The organism is Bacillus sp. L_1B0_5, assembly GCF_000836715.1.
GTDB lineage: Bacteria > Bacillota > Bacilli > Bacillales > Bacillaceae_G > Bacillus_A > Bacillus_A thuringiensis_S.
In genome coordinates this window covers 39,751-55,934 of sequence record NZ_JXIS01000001.1, presented here as the reverse complement: position 1 = coordinate 55,934, position 16,184 = coordinate 39,751, and the positions used below count along the sequence as shown (strand labels likewise).

Sequence of the window (16,184 nt, the reverse complement as noted above, 5' to 3'; positions counted from 1 at the left end):
GGCAAATAGCGGGATAAAAATAAAAAGCATTCATTCTTTTTTATTAAGAATGAATGCTTTTTAAAAAATCAATTTCCAACTCTAGCATCTTTTTTTGACGAGGTTTTACTTTCCTTACGGGAACTCCAGCGTAAATATACCAATCATCTAAACTCTCTTTTACCATACTCATCGCGCCGACTGCCGTACCTTCTCCTACAGTTACATTTGGAAAAATAATAGAATTAGCACCAATAATCACATGTTTTTTAAAAATAACTTTTCCTACTTTCACATTCCTATATTGATTCGGGACGGTTGGCCCCATTAATGTATTTCCACTGAAATCATCAAGTACTGCATATACGATTGTTTTAGCTGAAATGTTTGCAAAGTCATGCATTTCAATCCCAATTTCCCCTCCATATAACGCTGTATACGCCGAGATGTGCGAATAACTTCCAATTGTGATTTTGCCACTTAAAATGCAAAAGTCATCAATTCTTACATTATTGCCAACTGATATAGCACCCGGATTATATATACTTGCTTTTTTACTAACCAATACATTTTTCCCAACAGATAAAAATCCAATTTTCTTTAGTTCTTCTTGACTATAAAAACTATTCATCTACCAACACCACCTTCTGCTCTAAACAGATTACAATTTGCTCTACTAGTTCTTTCGTCATTCCTTCCCATAAAGGTAAACTTACAATTCGGTTTGCTATTTTATTCGTTTTTGTTAAATCTGTAGACTTATATTTTCTAAAAAGAACTTGTTGGTGGCAAGATGGTGAAAAGTATAATCTAGCTTCTATTTTCTGTTTTTTCAGTTCTTCTATTACTTGTATGTTGTGAACTTCTTCTGGACAAATGATAGGCATAAATTGATGAATAACCGCTTCTGTCTTTTGGACTTCCCACCCTTTTTTCATTAACCCAGTACTTTGCAATAACTGTTTATACCATTCAGAAATACGGGTGCGTTCTTTTAATTTTTGATCCCATCTTTTTATAGTCGCTATCCCAATAGCTGCTGCGTATTCAGACATTTTACAATTAAACCCCATCATCGTGCATTCACGATTTTTATCAAATCCGAAATTCCCCATTCTTTTAATACGTTGTATATCTTCTTCGTTTTTACTATATATGAGCCCTCCTTCACCAATTCCGAAAGGCTTTGTTGCATGAAAGCTATATACGATCATTCCACTAAAATCCTGACCGTAATGCATACCACTATTCATTAATCCAAATCCCGGTGCCGCATCTACGACAACCGGAACCCCGATTTTCTCTAATTCTTCATATTCTTCTAAGTCCATCCATGATCCAAAAGTTGCGTACGGGACAACAATCGCAACCTCTTCTTTTAATTCTTCTATCTTATCCAAAAGTACGGTTTTATCCATATACCAATCATCGATTGAAATATCAATAAAATAAGGTTCCAATCCACACCAAATAGCCGCTAAGACAGTCGCAGGGAATGTAAAACTAGGCATAAGAGCATACTTTCCCTTTCTTCTTTTCTTTAGTTGAATAGCCGCCATTAACCCTAACGTTGCATTTGCTACTGTTGTAACAGCTCCCCTGTTTTGAAAAAATGCCGACATAATTGTTTCCTCAAAACGTTGATTTATAGGTCCATAATTCGTATATATGTGAGATGTATCAATTTCCTTCAATTCGTCCAAATACTCAATTACAGGTACAGTTGAAGCACGTAAAAAAGGAATATTCTCCATATCTATCTATTCCTTTCTATCATTTTCGGACAATATAGAGCATATCTGTTTCAGATAATCCAAATTTCCTAGCACTTTTCATTCCTTGTTTTTCCGCTATGTTATATAATTCCACCTTAAATCCTGCATTCATTAATCGTTGAATAAATCCCGATTGATTATAAATTCTCACATGATCTTCTTGACCAAAAGCTAATTTCCTCAATTGTGGTGTTACAATTAATTCATTCTCTACAATAAAATCTACATTCATTACGATTGGTACTTGAATAATTCCCCATCCATTTGGCTTTAACACTCTATATAACTCTCGCATTGCTTTGTCATCATCAGGAACGTGTTCTAACACATGGCTACATAATATTACATCAAAAGTATTACTATCATATGTAATCCTTGTAACATCAATTTCCTTCATTAATGGATCCTTTGGTTCTAAGTCACCACATACATACGTAATATTTTTATACTCGTTAAACCAATCTCTTAACTTCGCTTCAGGTGCAATATGAAGCATAGTATAGTTTCTATTTAACAAGTCTGTTTCCGTTTCAATGTATGTACGATACAATCTTTCACGATCCATCGAATTACAAACTGGACATATCCCTGTATCTTTATTCCACATCTCAAATTTATATTTCGGAAAATCATAATGTGCTGGCCAAGGTGAAAATTTTTCAAATTGTTGATTGCAATATTGACAATAACAAAATTCTTTCTCAAACATGTGAGCAACTAATTTGTGTAACCCTTTTTTTATCTTTTCATTATAAATTTGATCTATTTCGCCATTTCTTACTGCATCCTTAACTATAAATCCCGCATTTTCTAAACAATAAGATAAACTCTCTTTATACTCACTTTCAGAACTTAAAAATCCACTATTATATGCATCTATAATTAATTCAATCCACTCTTCAATTGTCATTAACATAAAATGCATTTGTTTTTGATTTTGTCCACTATGTTGTCTAAAATAACTAAGAGGTTCTTGTATATAAACTACTTTTCCTTTTCTCATCATATCTATCCAAGTTGCAATATCATTAATAGCAGAATAAGCCTTTCCTTTAAAATACCCAAACTTACCTTCAAACAAATCCCGATTAAACAAAACAGTTGTCGGCTCACCAACTATATTTTTTAAGTTTTTTAACATATAATTCCCTAATTCTTTTCCTTCAAAAAGTGTTGTTTCTTTCGCGATTTTCATATTCAATGTTGACGGTGGTAATATCTCTCCATTCTCATCAATCAGTTCACGATATGACGTCACAAATGAAATGTTTTCTAATGCCAAAAAGTATTTCATCATTCTCTCGATCTTTTCATGATGAAATAAGTCATCATCTAATAAAAAATTTATATAATCCCCATTCGCAAGTTCTATACACTTATTAAAGTTTTCGGCAACTAATGGCGTTTCATTTTTAACATATGTAATACACTCATATTCACGTAAGTACGGTTGAATCATAACATTGACTTCATTATTTGTACTGTCGTCAGAAATAATAATTTCTATATTTTCATATGTTTGATTCAGAGCACTGTTGAGCGCTAATTCCAAGTAATAAGGTCTATTGTATGCAGGAATAAGTATACTTACTTTCGGTAAAGAAGAATTATTATTTATATGCTGTTTTTTCTTTTCTATATTTATTTTCTTTCCTCTAATTTTTTGGTAATAGTCTAATGTATATAATATCGATGATGGAACTATCCTTCTTGCATAATCTAGAAAATTAGTTATCGCTTTGTCTAAATCTTTTTCGTTGGATAAGAAACCATATTTTTCTCCCGCTATAATACTGTGTGAAAAATCTTCTAACCCATCCATCATTTTATTAGATTCATTTAACTGTTGATCTGGATGTAATCGAAAGTAACTAAGTGTCTCTGCTATATATACTGCTTTTCCTTCACTTAATAAAGATAACCATGAAGCTATATCTACATTACATAAATACCGCCTCTTATCAAAAATCCCATACGGTTCTTGTAACTCATTTTTACGAAATAAAACTGTTGTTGGTTCTCCAATATAATTTTTTTGATCCACAATTACCTTATTTCCTAATTCTACTCCCTCTATAATCGTATCCTCTTCAAATAAACGGACAGTTGAATAAATATGTCGTAGTTCTTTCCCTTTATCATCAATTACTTGACGATGAGATGTTACTAGCTTAATTTCATTATCTAGATCATTGAAAAAATACTTCATCATCTTTTCAATTTTATTCACATGAAATATATCATCATCCATTAAAAAATTTATATACTCACCGTTCGCTTCATGAAATAACATTAGCGCATTTTCAAATTGTCCGAGAGTTGATCTGTTTTTTATATAAATAATATTTAAATGATCACATAAATATTTTTGTAACACCTTTTCTGTTTCGTCATTCGTGCTGTCATCTCCAACTATAATTTCTATATTAGGGTACGTTTGTTCTAACACACTACATAACGCCTTTTCAAAGTAGCGAGGACGATTATACGTAGGAATTAACACACTTACCAATGGAAGTTGCTCTACGACCTCTTCAGTTCTTTCAATACAAGTTCTCATTTTAACTCTCTCACCTCTTCGCATATTATTTATATACGCGACACAAAAATCACATTACTTTAACTGTATGGAGCCTATATACTTTTATGCAAACATGAAACAAAATATCATACTTTTCGTTCCTGAATAAACATATTTAATAACGCGGACATTTTATTTGCACCTTTTTTATTCATATGATCACTATCATAAAAATCATCCTCACAAAATAATGGCGAATCAAATAGATCTATGATTTGAAAAGAATATTGAGTTTGAAACTCATTTATAACTTTATAAAAATCTTCTTTTAATTTCTTACTACTACAATTGAAATAATGTGAAGTAACAGGGAATACAACAATTAATGGCTTTATATCGTTTTTTAATAGTAATTCTAAATATTTCTTAAAAATCATTTTATTTTCAACTAAAGTATGAGGATACGCCAATTTAGCGTGTGAAGCTGCTCTTATTTTCCCGTGTTCTTCAAAAGGAATGTAAAGAGGAGTAGTATTCCATTCAGCATTTATCCAAGGCAGTACCAATGATTCATCTTTTAGTTCATCTAATAAAATATATTCAAAATGCAAATTAAAAATAGAAAGAAGTGGTTTCGGAGTATTTAGATGTGAGAATCCATCAGTGAGTAGAGGAGAATGAACTACAGTATGATGACCATCTTGAAACAATGGATAATATACTTTGTGAATTCTATATGATTCAGATGATAACGACATATCAAAGAAAAACGAGAAATAGGCTATTCCTATTAAACAATATTGAAATGAATGAGTGTTTGATAGGAGTTGTGACGCTATTAAATAATCATAGTATAGATCTTGCGATGGAAGTGTTAATTTTATTGACTTTTTTGAGAGGAGCTCCGTACTTATGCCACAATGCGGATAAGACAAACCGGTAGCAAACAATTCATACGTCGGATCACTCTTTGCTTTTTTCATAGAAATGTATAAAGACATAAGCTCTGGATTTATTTGATAGATAGAAATTAATTTATCCTTCCATTCATACATGTATTTTGTTAAATTAATAATTTTTGAACTTTGCACGCCCCTATTTATCAAGTCATTTGTAAGTTTTTCTGCGTCCACTCTCCAAATGACTATATATTGAAAAGAATTTTCTATTCGAACAACATCTGAAACGTCTACAACATGAACTATTGTTTTACATTTATTTTTGTCTAATGTATTTCGAATCCTCTCCCCGGATAATTCATCACTTAAAACAATGATTTTATACTGCTCCTTCATGTGCATCCCCTCCATTATATGTATAATATGAAATTCATTTTTAATTCGTAACAATCATATACACCTGCAATCTAACAAAAAAATAGCTCCACCATTAGGCGTAGCTATTTTTACAATTATTGCTTATTCAAATCATATTCCTTTATCTAACTCATAAAGTTTACGATACTTTTCATTTTCTTTCAAAAGTTGTTTATGACTACCTTGCATGACAATTTGGCCACGATCAAGGAATATAACTTCGTCTACATGTTCTATTCCTACAAGATGGTGCGTAATCCAAATAACCGTCTTTTCTTCCGTTGCAGAAAACATTGTTTCAATTAAAGACAATTCTGTTTTCGGATCTAAACCGATAGTCGGTTCATCAAGTACAATGATGGGTGTTTCTTGCATAAGAGTTCTAGCAAAAGCAACCCTTTGTCTTTCACCACCAGAAAACCGCTTTCCCATTTCATGCATTTTTGTTTGTAATCCGTCTGGAAGAGAAGTAACATGTGAAGCTAGTTGTGCTTTCTCTAAAGCTTTCCATATCTCTTCATCCGTCGCCTCTGGTTTGCCAATTCGTACATTATTTCCAATTGTCGTATCAAACAAATGGGGCTTTTGATTTAATACAGAAATATATTTAGATAAAAGATTCGTATGAGCTCGTTCACCATTCAATACAACTTGGCCGTTTACTGGGCTTAACGCCCCTGTTAACAATTTTAGTAAAGTAGATTTCCCTGTCCCACTTCTGCCTAAAATAGCAATTTTCTTCCCTGCTTTTATTTGTAATGATACGTCTTTTAATACAATCTCATTACTATCTGGATAACTATACGATACGTGATTCAGTTCAATATCTACATGTCTTGGTTCAACGTAATCATTATCTCCATACAAATCCATTTTATCATGTAAAACACTATCACTTTCTACGCCATTAAGACGATGGGTAGATTCTACATACGACGGGATTCGATCGATGGCATCTGCAATAGGAATAAGCGCATTCGTTACAGATAAAGTCATTAATACGAAAGCTGCGATAACTGTAGGAGCAATTTGCTCACTTGCCGCTTCATTTCCAGTCCATATAATCATCGAAATAACTACAATACCTACTACTAATTGAATGATACTGTCCCGAATATGATACCAGCGTTTCACTCTCTTTTCGATTTTTAACAACTGATCATTTTGTTTTACATACTCATTAATAAATTCACCTTTACGACCACTTGCCTGCCAATCAGATAATCCAAAAACAGCATCCGTCAGTTGTTGATACAAACGGCTTCTGCCTTGCTTTAAAGTAACATGGTGTTTCTTCATCAAAAGTAATGATACAAATGGAAGAAGAAACACGATAATAGCTAACATACAACCTACAATAAGTGCAAACACAAGGTCAAATGCACCGATAACAAGTACGAAGATACTATAAACAACTAGCGCTAATATACTAGGAAATATTGTACGTAAATATAGGTTTTGCAAATGCTCCATATCTTCGGATAACACTCCTAACATATCACCCGTTTGAAATCGAGAACGGAAAAATAACGCCTGTGGTTCTACTATTCTATATAGCTTCGTTCTCATTTTTTCTAATATACGTAGTACGACATCATGTCCGACTAAGCGCTCTATATAATGAAACACAGCTTGCCCTATACTAAACGCTCTTGTTGCAACAATAGGAACATATACAGCCATTACATTTTCTGGTCTAAGGGCAGATTTTGAGATTAAATAACCTGAAATAAAAAGTAACATCGCTCCTGAACTAACTCCAAGAAGACCAAGGAAAATAGTTAAAGTCATTCTACCTTTATTTTGTTTTATATAAGGTTTAACCCAGTTACTCATTTCTCTCCCCTCTCTTCCCTATGAAAATGTAATGTCTCACTCTCTAAAAGTTCTTCATACGTCCCACTTTCTATCATTTCCCCTTTATTTAAAATAAGGATATGGTCCATTTGTTTCATCCAATGTAGACGGTGAGTTGCTAAAAATACTAACTTTCCATTAAATAGACGTAACATCGCTTGCTTTATTTCAAATTCGGTTTCAATATCAAGATGTGCCGTAGGCTCATCTAATAAAATGATTGGTTTTTTACTTAAAAGTGCACGCGCCATAGCAACACGCTGTTCTTGTCCGCCACTTAGCATACGTCCACCTTCTCCAATTCTTTCGTGCATCCCATTTGGAAGTGATGTAACGAGTGAACGAAGGCCGACTTCATTAATAACTCTTTCAACTTCTTCATCTGTTGCTTTTGTTTCATAAAAACGAATGTTATCCTTTAATGAAAGCGGAAAAATATAAGGTTGCTGCGGAATGTAAGCAATATTTTTTTGCCAATCTTCACGAGTAGATCCATCAACTTCTAGACCATTTACTAACATCTTTCCACTCGAAGGAGATAAAAACCCGGCTAATACGTCGATTAACGTCGATTTCCCCGCACCACTTTCACCAATAACACCAATAGCACCGTTACCTTCCCAAGTAAAATTAATTCCTTCTAATATAGCCTTTTCAGATTCAGTATTATTAACTTTGATATCTTGTAATTTCAAGCTACTAGAGGCATTCCATACTATATCTTCATTTAAATCTTTCTTTTCTATTCCTTTTTGTTGTTGCAAAATCTCTTCTATTTGCTCCATCGCAATTTGTCCATCTAATGTCGCATGATAATTTGCTCCCACTTGTTTAATCGGCAGAAAATATTCCGGAGCTAAAATCAAAATTGTAAGGGCTGGTAATAGTATAATCGTTCCATCTATTAAGCGTATCCCTAATCCAACTGCCACAAACGCGATTGATAAACTCGTAAAGAAATCTAATGCAAAAGAAGAAAGAAAAGCAACTCGCAAAGTACGCATCGTTGCTTTTCTATATCTTTTACTTACTTTTTCAATCTTTCCTTCGTGCTGTTCACTTTTCCCTAAATACTTTAATGTTTCTAAACCTTTTAACGTATCTACAAAATGGTTCGAAAGTACACGATATATCTCATACTGACTATCTGCCATTTTTTGCGCTGCTAATCCGAGAAGAATCATAAATATGATCACGATAGGAATCGTTACAACTAAAATGATTCCAGACTCAATATCTAGCGTAAAAACATATAGTACAATTAGACCTGGAACGATACTACTTCTAATCATTTTAGGAATCGTTAATTCAATATATGTTTTAAATTTCTCAATCCCCTCAATTGATAAGGTAACCAGATGACCCGTTCCAACCGTTTGAACATACCTTGGACCTAATGTGAAATATGCCTCTATCAATTGTTTTCTTAGTAACGACCCTGTTTTTTCGGCAAAACGTTCCACTAATATTTGTGATGTTCGAACTACTATGTTACGCGCTGCAAACGCGATACCAAAATAAACAATTTCACTTAATATTGTTTGTACTGTCTCTCCATGAAATAAAAACGTAATAGCTCGTGCTAAAAAGATTGTTTGCGCAATAATACTAAAAGCTTCTAAAATACTAATAATCGTTAACGCTACATATAAAATACGGCTACCGGGATAAGACGGAAGTCCTCTTTTTCTTTTCATTAGTACTCCAAATCGTTGTCTGACTTAACAGGTTGTCTAAATACATAATAACTCCATATTTGACTTCCGATAACGAAAGGCAAAATAGCAATCGCAAAGTAAGTCATAAGTTTTAATGCATAAGCTCCTGATGCTGCGTTGTAAATTGTCAAATCATTCATTGCTCCTAAAGAGCTAATCATAACACGTGGGAACATACCGATAAATACACTCGCACTTAGTAAAATGATTGTTAAACTCGTCATAAAGAAAGCCCAACCATCTCTTCTTCTTTTATTTAATAACGTGGACACTAATAGTGCTACAAAAGCTCCGATTGGTACCATAATCCATTCTGTTCCATGAGCAGTGAAAATGTCGGTTTTCCATAACCCCACACCAGCAAAAACAAGAAGTGTAATTAATGAAAATGGTGCAATTTTTATTGCAGCAATTCGTGCACGTTCTCTCAATTTACCAGTTGTACGTATCGTAAGAAATTGTAATCCGTGAACAATACATAGTAGGAGAAACATTACTCCCCCAAGTAACGCAAATGGATGAAGTAATTGCAGGAATCCACCAACAACATTTTTGCTCTCATCAATAGGTACACCTACCATAAAGTTTGCAATCGCAACTCCCCAAAGGATAGGAGGTAACATACTTCCAATAAACATCCCCCAATCCCACGCACTCTTCCATTTATGATTATCTATTTTCGCACGAAATTTAAAAGAAACACCTCTTAAAATTAAAGCAAGAAGCATAAATACAAACGGAATATAAAAACCACTAAATAAAGTTGCATACCAGTGCGGAAATGCCGCAAACATGGCTCCACCAGCACAAACAAGCCATACTTCATTCGCGTGCCAGAACGGTCCTATTGTATTTAAGTAAACTCGTTTTTCAAAATCATTCTTTCCTAAAAACCTCGAAACCATTCCTACCCCAAAGTCGAAACCTTCCAGTACGAAGAATCCAACAAATAAGATTGCAATAACTAAAAACCATAACTCATTAAGAGATAACATACTCTTCCTCCTTATCAAATGGATCATGGCTTTGATAATCCTTTTTCATTTTCTTATTTGTGTGGCCCTTAATGGTACGAACAAATAAGTACACACAAATTCCACCCATAATTAAATACATTGATGTGAATGAAATAAGTGAGAATAATACTTCACCGAATGTTACATTTGGTGATACAGCATCTTCTGTTTTCATTACACCAAATACAACCCAAGGTTGACGACCCATTTCAGTCATAATCCACCCTACTGTATTACCGATGAATGGAAGAGAAATTGCATACACCATTAATTTTAAATACCACGTTTTTTCAGCTAAACGATCTTTTCTTGATAAGAACCATCCGTAAGCTCCTAGAAGAAGCATGAATGTTCCACTCATTACCATCGCTCTAAAACTCCAAAACATTGTATGCACTGGAGGAATATAATCCCCAGGTCCATATTTTTCTTCATATTGTTTTTGAATTTGATTCATCCCTTCAACTTGACCGCTAAACTTATCATACGATAATAGACTTAGCATATAAGGGATTTGAATTTCAAACGAATTTTCTTTCTTCTCTGTATCAATTTTCGAAAATACTGTAAATGGCGCTGGATCCTCACTTGTATTCCATAGTGCTTCAGCTGCCGCCATCTTCATTGGATGTGTCTTAATTAATTGTTGCGCTTGTGCATGACCGAAGAATAATACAAGCGCCGTTGTAATTGTTCCAACAATGATAGAAATGCGGAAAGATTTTTTAAATACTACAGTTTCTTGTCCTTTTGTAATTTTCCATGCACTTACACCCGCAATAAAGAATGCACCTGTTGCAATTGCTGCTGTAATTGTATGCGGGAATTGTACCCATAGTTGTGGGTTTTGAATAATGGCTAAGAAATCATTCATTTGTGCACGACCATCAGCTGCCATTTCATACCCGACAGGTGACTGCATAAATGCACTTGCAGTTAAAATCCAAAATGCTGATAACATCGTTCCAATTGAAAGGAGCCAAATACACATTAAGTGAATTCGCTTCGGTAATTTATCCTCACCGAATACCCATAAACCTAGGAATGTAGACTCAATGAAAAATGCCAGTAATCCTTCAATTGCAAGCGAGGGACCAAATACATCACCTACAAAACGTGAATACGTTGACCAGTTCATACCAAACTGAAATTCTTGTAAAATACCTGTTACTACACCTACTGCAAAGTTAATAAGGAATAATTGCGTCCAAAACTTTGCCATCTTCTTATATACTTCTTGTCCTTTTACCACATACAACGTTTGCATTATCGCAATAATAAAAGCTAAACCAATTGACAGCGGAACAAAAAAGTAATGGAAAATCGTTGTTGATGCGAACTGTATTCGTGCCAATTCGAGCGTTTCCATACTAAAATCACTTCCTTCATAGTTTTTATAATAAAAGTTAATTGAGCAATCTTATCAAACTCAATTATTAAGAAATACGAAAAGACAAAAACATTTTGTATGTATTGTCGAAAAATATGAAGTTTCAGTTTTTCAAACTATTGCAATGCTAATTTTTACCTTTTCACTATTTCTGTAGTGTTTTATTCGTTAATCGAATTGTATAATATACCTACATAGTAAATTCAGGTTATTTTTGACGTATTATTGACATCATTTTGTCTGAAATATGTCTTTTGTCATTTTTTTGAATCAGATTTTCCTCATTAGTAAAATGTGTTTTTTCAATATACGGCTTACTTTTATATCTATAAAACAATCGTGTTTTTCTTCATACACTTGACTTTTAACCGAAAAAATGTCCTCGCATCCACCCTCGATAAATGCTTGTTTTTTGTCAAGAGAAAAATGTATTTCCAAAATTCAAACTCGAAATAATGTTATTCAAAAATAGAAAATAACTTCCCTCTCCCTCGATTAAAAGTTCATTTTTTTGTCATTTTTCCATAACAAATAAAAAACTGAGAGTCAATTAGACTCCCAGTTTTTTTATTTATTTTGCTGTATGTTTTCTAACGGCTGGTAAAATTTCAGTAGCAATTAATTCAATATTTTTCTCAATTTTATCAAATGGTACACCGCCAAAATCAATTTGTGCCATAAAGCGTTGTTGGCCAAACAATTCATATTGGTAAAGCATTTTCTCAATGATTTGTTGTGGGCTACCAACCATTAAAGCATCACGGTAATCTATTGCATTTGTAAATTGCTGTTTCGGATACCCACCACCGCGCAGTGTAAGCATACCAGCATTAATGTGAGGGTAATATTCACTAAGTGCATCTTGTGAATTTTTTGCCGTATAAAATAAACTCGTTGTCGCAACTGGTAAACTAGCTGGATCAAATCCACTTTGCTGAGCAGCCTCGCGATAAGCATCTACTGACACTTTAAAGTTAATTGCTGGGCCACCAAGTGTTGTTATCATCATTGGCACACCTGCACGTCCTGCTTTAATTGCACTAGCTGGCGGTCCACCAACCGCACGCCAAATTGGCAGGTTATTATTTTTAGCTCTAGGGATAACTGAAGCATACTCAAGTGGTGCTCTGAACTGCCCATTCCATGTTACATGTTCCTCTTTATTAATTTTTAATAAAAGATCCATCTTCTCTTCAAATAACTCTTCATAATCATTTACATCGTAACCAAGTAAACTATATCCTCCAATACGAGATCCACGACCAGCTACGATTTCAGCACGACCATTAGAAATCAAGTCAATGGTAGCGAAATCCTCATATACTCGAACTGGGTCAGATGTACTTAATATCGTTGCGGAACTTGCAATTTTTATATTTTTCGTAACTTGCGCGACCGCACCTAAAATAACTGTATGAGCTTGCGTTGTAAAATGCGTTTGATGACTTTCGCCTACAGCAAACACATCAAGCCCTGCCTCATCTGCTAACTTAGCTGTTTCAATTAGTTCGTTAATTCTTTTCTCTGGCGTAATTTTCTCCCCATTATGTGGATTTAAAACATGATCGCCAATTGAATATAACCCAAACTCAATTCCTTTTCTTGTATCTATACGGGATTTTTCCATAGTTACTCTCCCCTTTAATAAAGTAGTATTAGTTTTTCTTCTAAAAACGTTGGTAAGTCAAGCATATCTTCGTATTACCTATCTCTTCAATTGATTAGTCAATTGATAATGTAAAAAAAATTACTCTTGCGGTAATTCTTTTTTTTCACTATGTTTATGAACTTTCGTCATCAGCTCGTATAATATTTTCTGCTCTTCTTCATTTAATACATCATCAAAAAACGAAGATTGAAATGCAAGTTGCTCTGGCAAGGCTCCCTCTAAAGCTGCTTCTCCTTGCTCTGTAAGACTAATTGTTTTCGTTTTCCAATCTTGTTTTCGTACAATATATCCTTCTTTTTCAAGACGAGTTAACATTCGAGAAATGCCACCTTGTGTAACAGTTACCTTTTCAGCTAACTCCATTTGTGTTAGTGGTTGATACGTACGTATTTGCAAAAGCACATCAAATTGAGCTGTCGTTAAATCAAAACGTTTTAAAAACTCATTTGACATTTGATTACTTTGGTTCGTAAATCGTATTAAACGTAACCATATTAATGATCCTATCGTATTATCACGCATGTTTCATCACTTCCTAGCGTTCATCTTACTATCACTTTACTACGCAAGTGATAAAAAAGCAAGAGAAAATGTAATAAATATAGCGATAGAGTATTGCATAAATAATGATAAGTAAGAATTCATATAAACATGAATTCTTACTTATCATTATTCTTAACTTTTCATTTCATTCATTACTATATTTAAAGCTGCCATAGCTTTTGGCCAACCAACGTAAAAAGCCATATGTGTTATTAATGCAACCAATTCATTCTCCATAACCCCATTTTGTTTAGCTAGCTTCAGATGAAATGGTAATTGTTCTGTATTACCGAGACTGATTAGTGCTGACACAGTACACAAACTTCTTTCTCTTAATGTTAAAGTGGCATCCCGCCACACTTCCTCAAACAATATCTTTTCACTATAATGAGCAAATGCAGGTGCCATTTCTCTCATTTTCTTTTTAATCTGTACTTCAATAAGTTCATTCTTCATTTTTTTCTCCCTTTATTTTCACCATTTGTGCTATTCCTTGACCAAATGACCAGTTTTCAGCAGCTGTCTCATTTAGTGTAATAAAAATATCCGAAACTTTAACGTCGGAATATTGCGGGATTTTTAAGGATACAGATTGATACAAATCTTTTTTCTGTTGCACCGTTCTTCCCGGTCCACATGTAATAGAAACATATATCATATTCTCTGTTCTCTTTTCTCCTCTTTCCAACAAATAATATGGATTATATAAAAATTTGTTTTGTTGATAAGGTAAGAACATTTGAAAATAATCATTTTCAGGGATGTTAAAATGTTCAATTAATGAAAGATGGATACATTTACCTATTTCCCACAACTTTTCCTCATTTAATATGTTTTCAGGATAATAAACCTTCACAAAAGGCATAGACTTTCATTCCTTTTCTTATTTTTAATATACAACAAAATTTCATCGTGAAATGTGTAAAATCTCATATACTGTAACACCCTTATTCACTACAATATTAGGCTTCTCTTCATAAAACTCAAACCTACTATATCCCCATTTATCCGGATTATAAACGATTACATTCCCTAAACACTTTTCGTTGTTTTGTACATCTTCATTCATAGTGCTTAATTGAGTCCCAATCAGTGTTTTACTTTGAGAAATACTTCCTGCATATTCAACAACATATCTACTTTTCTTAAATCCATCACTTAGATTAACCACTAATGGAACACCTATATGTATTTGTTGCCATCCAAAAGATTGTAAAATGTTATCGTAATACCCTTCAAAGATAAATTTATTCATCCCTTCATGACCATTCCAAATATATAAAGGTGCATAGCAGTTATAAAAATTCCCGTCTTTCTCCGTTTCCGTAATTAAATAAGCTTTAAAATTTAGTTCTTGGAAACCATCAGTTTTATAGCCATTATCCTTTACCCTTTTCTTAATAATTTCCATGTCATAATCCTTTGGAAGAATGACCTTATATTGCATTCCAATCATGTTTATCACTCGCTTTCAATCTTATATACATTATGATAAATCGATAAGCGGCTAACGTAAAATAGGTATAAATTATGTTTGGTATCATTTATAATGATAGTGCATAAGGGGCTGAGATACATGGAAATAAATGATCTTATTATATTCAAAACTGTGGCCAGTGAGGGTTCTATTAGTAAAGCTGCTAAAGAGTTAGGATATGTTCAACCGAACGTAACTGAGCGAATCAAAAAATTAGAACAAGAGTTAGAAACACCTTTACTACATAGAGATAACAAAGGCGTTTCCTTATTACCTGCTGGTGACATTTTATTAGATTACACGAATAAAATATTAACTCTATTAGAAGAAGTAAAAGATGAAATTAAAATGAGTGGTTCTTCTTATATAATAGCGACGTCACAATCTATTTTGACAAATTATTTAAGTAAGCGTATTGCAGAAAACTTCAGAAATTATGAAATATATGTAGAAAGTAGTAGTCATTTGCAAAAATTACTGCAGCAACAAAAAGTTGATATGGTCATAACTTATGAGGATTATCCTGACGCATCGTTTAAAAAAGTGTTCACGACCTCAATTTCTGTAGGCTTATTAAAAGCGAAAGAAAAATGTACCATTGATTATTCAAAAGAAATTTTCTTCGTTAGCAATGACAAAAAGTGCCCTTTTAGGAATAAGACAATACAATTCCTAAAAGAAAACAATTTATCTCAGCGCCAACTTCAACAGTTGGATTCTTATTCGCTTATGGAAGAGTTTATTAATGATGGAAAAGGAATAGCTTTTTTACCGATTAAAAATGATACATTAGTAATAATTGCAGATGTTCCCATTGAGAATTTCGCTGTTCATTTTTTTACGAATCAAACCTTTATAAAGCATATCCCTGATGAACTATTTGATTAATAAAATGACTTCGTTGACAAACTTTTTTCAAAATA

14 protein-coding genes are annotated in these 16,184 nt (G+C 33.3%); 1 reads left to right on the top strand and 13 read right to left on the bottom strand.

Features of this window, described 5'->3' with window-relative positions; genetic code table 11:
• Nucleotides 1–43 precede the first annotated feature (43 nt).
• The 13 genes from RT27_RS00255 to RT27_RS00195 all read right to left on the bottom strand — a co-directional run bounded on the left by RT27_RS00255 (nucleotide 44) and on the right by RT27_RS00195 (nucleotide 15,240).
• The gene (locus RT27_RS00255; RefSeq protein ID WP_029442030.1) at nucleotides 44–610 is read right to left on the bottom strand and encodes an acyltransferase; all 567 of its coding nucleotides are present in this window, start codon (nucleotides 608–610) and stop codon (nucleotides 44–46) included.
• Nucleotides 603–1,733 (bottom strand): DegT/DnrJ/EryC1/StrS family aminotransferase, encoded by a 1,131-nt coding sequence (locus RT27_RS00250; RefSeq protein WP_043935027.1) that lies wholly within the window; start codon nucleotides 1,731–1,733, stop codon nucleotides 603–605. The genes RT27_RS00255 and RT27_RS00250 overlap by 8 nt, the downstream gene beginning before the upstream one ends.
• A gap of 19 nt (nucleotides 1,734–1,752) precedes the next feature.
• Nucleotides 1,753–4,314 carry a glycosyltransferase gene (locus RT27_RS00245; protein ID WP_043935026.1) on the bottom strand — a complete coding sequence of 854 codons (2,562 nt, stop codon included), beginning with the start codon at nucleotides 4,312–4,314 and terminating at the stop codon, nucleotides 1,753–1,755.
• A gap of 107 nt (nucleotides 4,315–4,421) precedes the next feature.
• Entirely contained in the window at nucleotides 4,422–5,570 is a 1,149-nt protein-coding gene (locus RT27_RS00240; protein WP_043935025.1) for a hypothetical protein, read from the bottom strand.
• A gap of 132 nt (nucleotides 5,571–5,702) precedes the next feature.
• Nucleotides 5,703–7,427: a thiol reductant ABC exporter subunit CydC gene (gene cydC, locus RT27_RS00235; protein ID WP_043935024.1), complete on the bottom strand. Its 1,725-nt coding sequence runs from the start codon at nucleotides 7,425–7,427 to the stop codon at nucleotides 5,703–5,705.
• The gene (gene cydD / locus RT27_RS00230) at nucleotides 7,424–9,145 is read right to left on the bottom strand and encodes a thiol reductant ABC exporter subunit CydD (RefSeq protein WP_043935023.1); all 1,722 of its coding nucleotides are present in this window, start codon (nucleotides 9,143–9,145) and stop codon (nucleotides 7,424–7,426) included. Before cydD ends, cydC begins: the two co-directional genes overlap by 4 nt.
• Nucleotides 9,145–10,161 carry a cytochrome d ubiquinol oxidase subunit II gene (gene cydB / locus RT27_RS00225; RefSeq protein ID WP_000950083.1) on the bottom strand — a complete coding sequence of 339 codons (1,017 nt, stop codon included), beginning with the start codon at nucleotides 10,159–10,161 and terminating at the stop codon, nucleotides 9,145–9,147. The genes cydD and cydB overlap by 1 nt, the downstream gene beginning before the upstream one ends.
• Complete coding sequence (cydA, locus tag RT27_RS00220; RefSeq protein WP_043935022.1) at nucleotides 10,148–11,551, bottom strand: cytochrome ubiquinol oxidase subunit I; 1,404 nt, start codon at nucleotides 11,549–11,551, stop codon at nucleotides 10,148–10,150. The genes cydB and cydA overlap by 14 nt, the downstream gene beginning before the upstream one ends.
• 592 nt (nucleotides 11,552–12,143) lie before the next feature.
• Complete coding sequence (locus tag RT27_RS00215) at nucleotides 12,144–13,199, bottom strand: LLM class flavin-dependent oxidoreductase (protein WP_043935021.1); 1,056 nt, start codon at nucleotides 13,197–13,199, stop codon at nucleotides 12,144–12,146.
• Nucleotides 13,200–13,319: 120 nt separating this feature from the next.
• Complete coding sequence (locus RT27_RS00210; protein ID WP_043935020.1) at nucleotides 13,320–13,763, bottom strand: MarR family transcriptional regulator; 444 nt, start codon at nucleotides 13,761–13,763, stop codon at nucleotides 13,320–13,322.
• 153 nt (nucleotides 13,764–13,916) lie between these two features.
• Nucleotides 13,917–14,240, bottom strand: a complete 324-nt coding sequence (locus tag RT27_RS00205; RefSeq protein WP_016082019.1) for a carboxymuconolactone decarboxylase family protein — start codon at nucleotides 14,238–14,240, stop codon at nucleotides 13,917–13,919.
• Nucleotides 14,230–14,649: a tautomerase family protein gene (locus tag RT27_RS00200; protein ID WP_043935019.1), complete on the bottom strand. Its 420-nt coding sequence runs from the start codon at nucleotides 14,647–14,649 to the stop codon at nucleotides 14,230–14,232. Before RT27_RS00200 ends, RT27_RS00205 begins: the two co-directional genes overlap by 11 nt.
• Nucleotides 14,650–14,691: 42 nt before the next feature.
• Nucleotides 14,692–15,240 carry a DUF4865 family protein gene (locus tag RT27_RS00195; RefSeq protein WP_043935018.1) on the bottom strand — a complete coding sequence of 183 codons (549 nt, stop codon included), beginning with the start codon at nucleotides 15,238–15,240 and terminating at the stop codon, nucleotides 14,692–14,694.
• A 120-nt stretch (nucleotides 15,241–15,360) separates the two neighbouring features.
• Between RT27_RS00195 and RT27_RS00190 the strand changes: the two genes are divergently transcribed.
• On the top strand, nucleotides 15,361–16,149 hold the full coding sequence (locus RT27_RS00190) for a LysR family transcriptional regulator (RefSeq protein WP_043935017.1): 789 nt from the start codon (nucleotides 15,361–15,363) through the stop codon (nucleotides 16,147–16,149).
• Nucleotides 16,150–16,184 lie beyond the last annotated feature (35 nt).

Bases quoted from the DNA above. Each gene is read 5' to 3' on its own strand.
- RT27_RS00255 (WP_029442030.1), bottom strand. From the start codon at position 610: ATGAATAGTTTTTATAGTCAAGAAGAACTAAAGAAAATTGGATTTTTA.
- RT27_RS00250 (WP_043935027.1), bottom strand. From the start codon at position 1,733: ATGGAGAATATTCCTTTTTTACGTGCTTCAACTGTACCTGTAATTGAG.
- RT27_RS00245 (WP_043935026.1), bottom strand. From the start codon at position 4,314: ATGAGAACTTGTATTGAAAGAACTGAAGAGGTCGTAGAGCAACTTCCA.
- RT27_RS00240 (WP_043935025.1), bottom strand. From the start codon at position 5,570: ATGAAGGAGCAGTATAAAATCATTGTTTTAAGTGATGAATTATCCGGG.
- cydC (WP_043935024.1), bottom strand. From the start codon at position 7,427: ATGAGTAACTGGGTTAAACCTTATATAAAACAAAATAAAGGTAGAATG.
- cydD (WP_043935023.1), bottom strand. From the start codon at position 9,145: ATGAAAAGAAAAAGAGGACTTCCGTCTTATCCCGGTAGCCGTATTTTA.
- cydB (WP_000950083.1), bottom strand. From the start codon at position 10,161: ATGTTATCTCTTAATGAGTTATGGTTTTTAGTTATTGCAATCTTATTT.
- cydA (WP_043935022.1), bottom strand. From the start codon at position 11,551: ATGGAAACGCTCGAATTGGCACGAATACAGTTCGCATCAACAACGATT.
- RT27_RS00215 (WP_043935021.1), bottom strand. From the start codon at position 13,199: ATGGAAAAATCCCGTATAGATACAAGAAAAGGAATTGAGTTTGGGTTA.
- RT27_RS00210 (WP_043935020.1), bottom strand. From the start codon at position 13,763: ATGCGTGATAATACGATAGGATCATTAATATGGTTACGTTTAATACGA.
- RT27_RS00205 (WP_016082019.1), bottom strand. From the start codon at position 14,240: ATGAAGAATGAACTTATTGAAGTACAGATTAAAAAGAAAATGAGAGAA.
- RT27_RS00200 (WP_043935019.1), bottom strand. From the start codon at position 14,649: ATGCCTTTTGTGAAGGTTTATTATCCTGAAAACATATTAAATGAGGAA.
- RT27_RS00195 (WP_043935018.1), bottom strand. From the start codon at position 15,240: ATGATTGGAATGCAATATAAGGTCATTCTTCCAAAGGATTATGACATG.
- RT27_RS00190 (WP_043935017.1), top strand. From the start codon at position 15,361: ATGGAAATAAATGATCTTATTATATTCAAAACTGTGGCCAGTGAGGGT.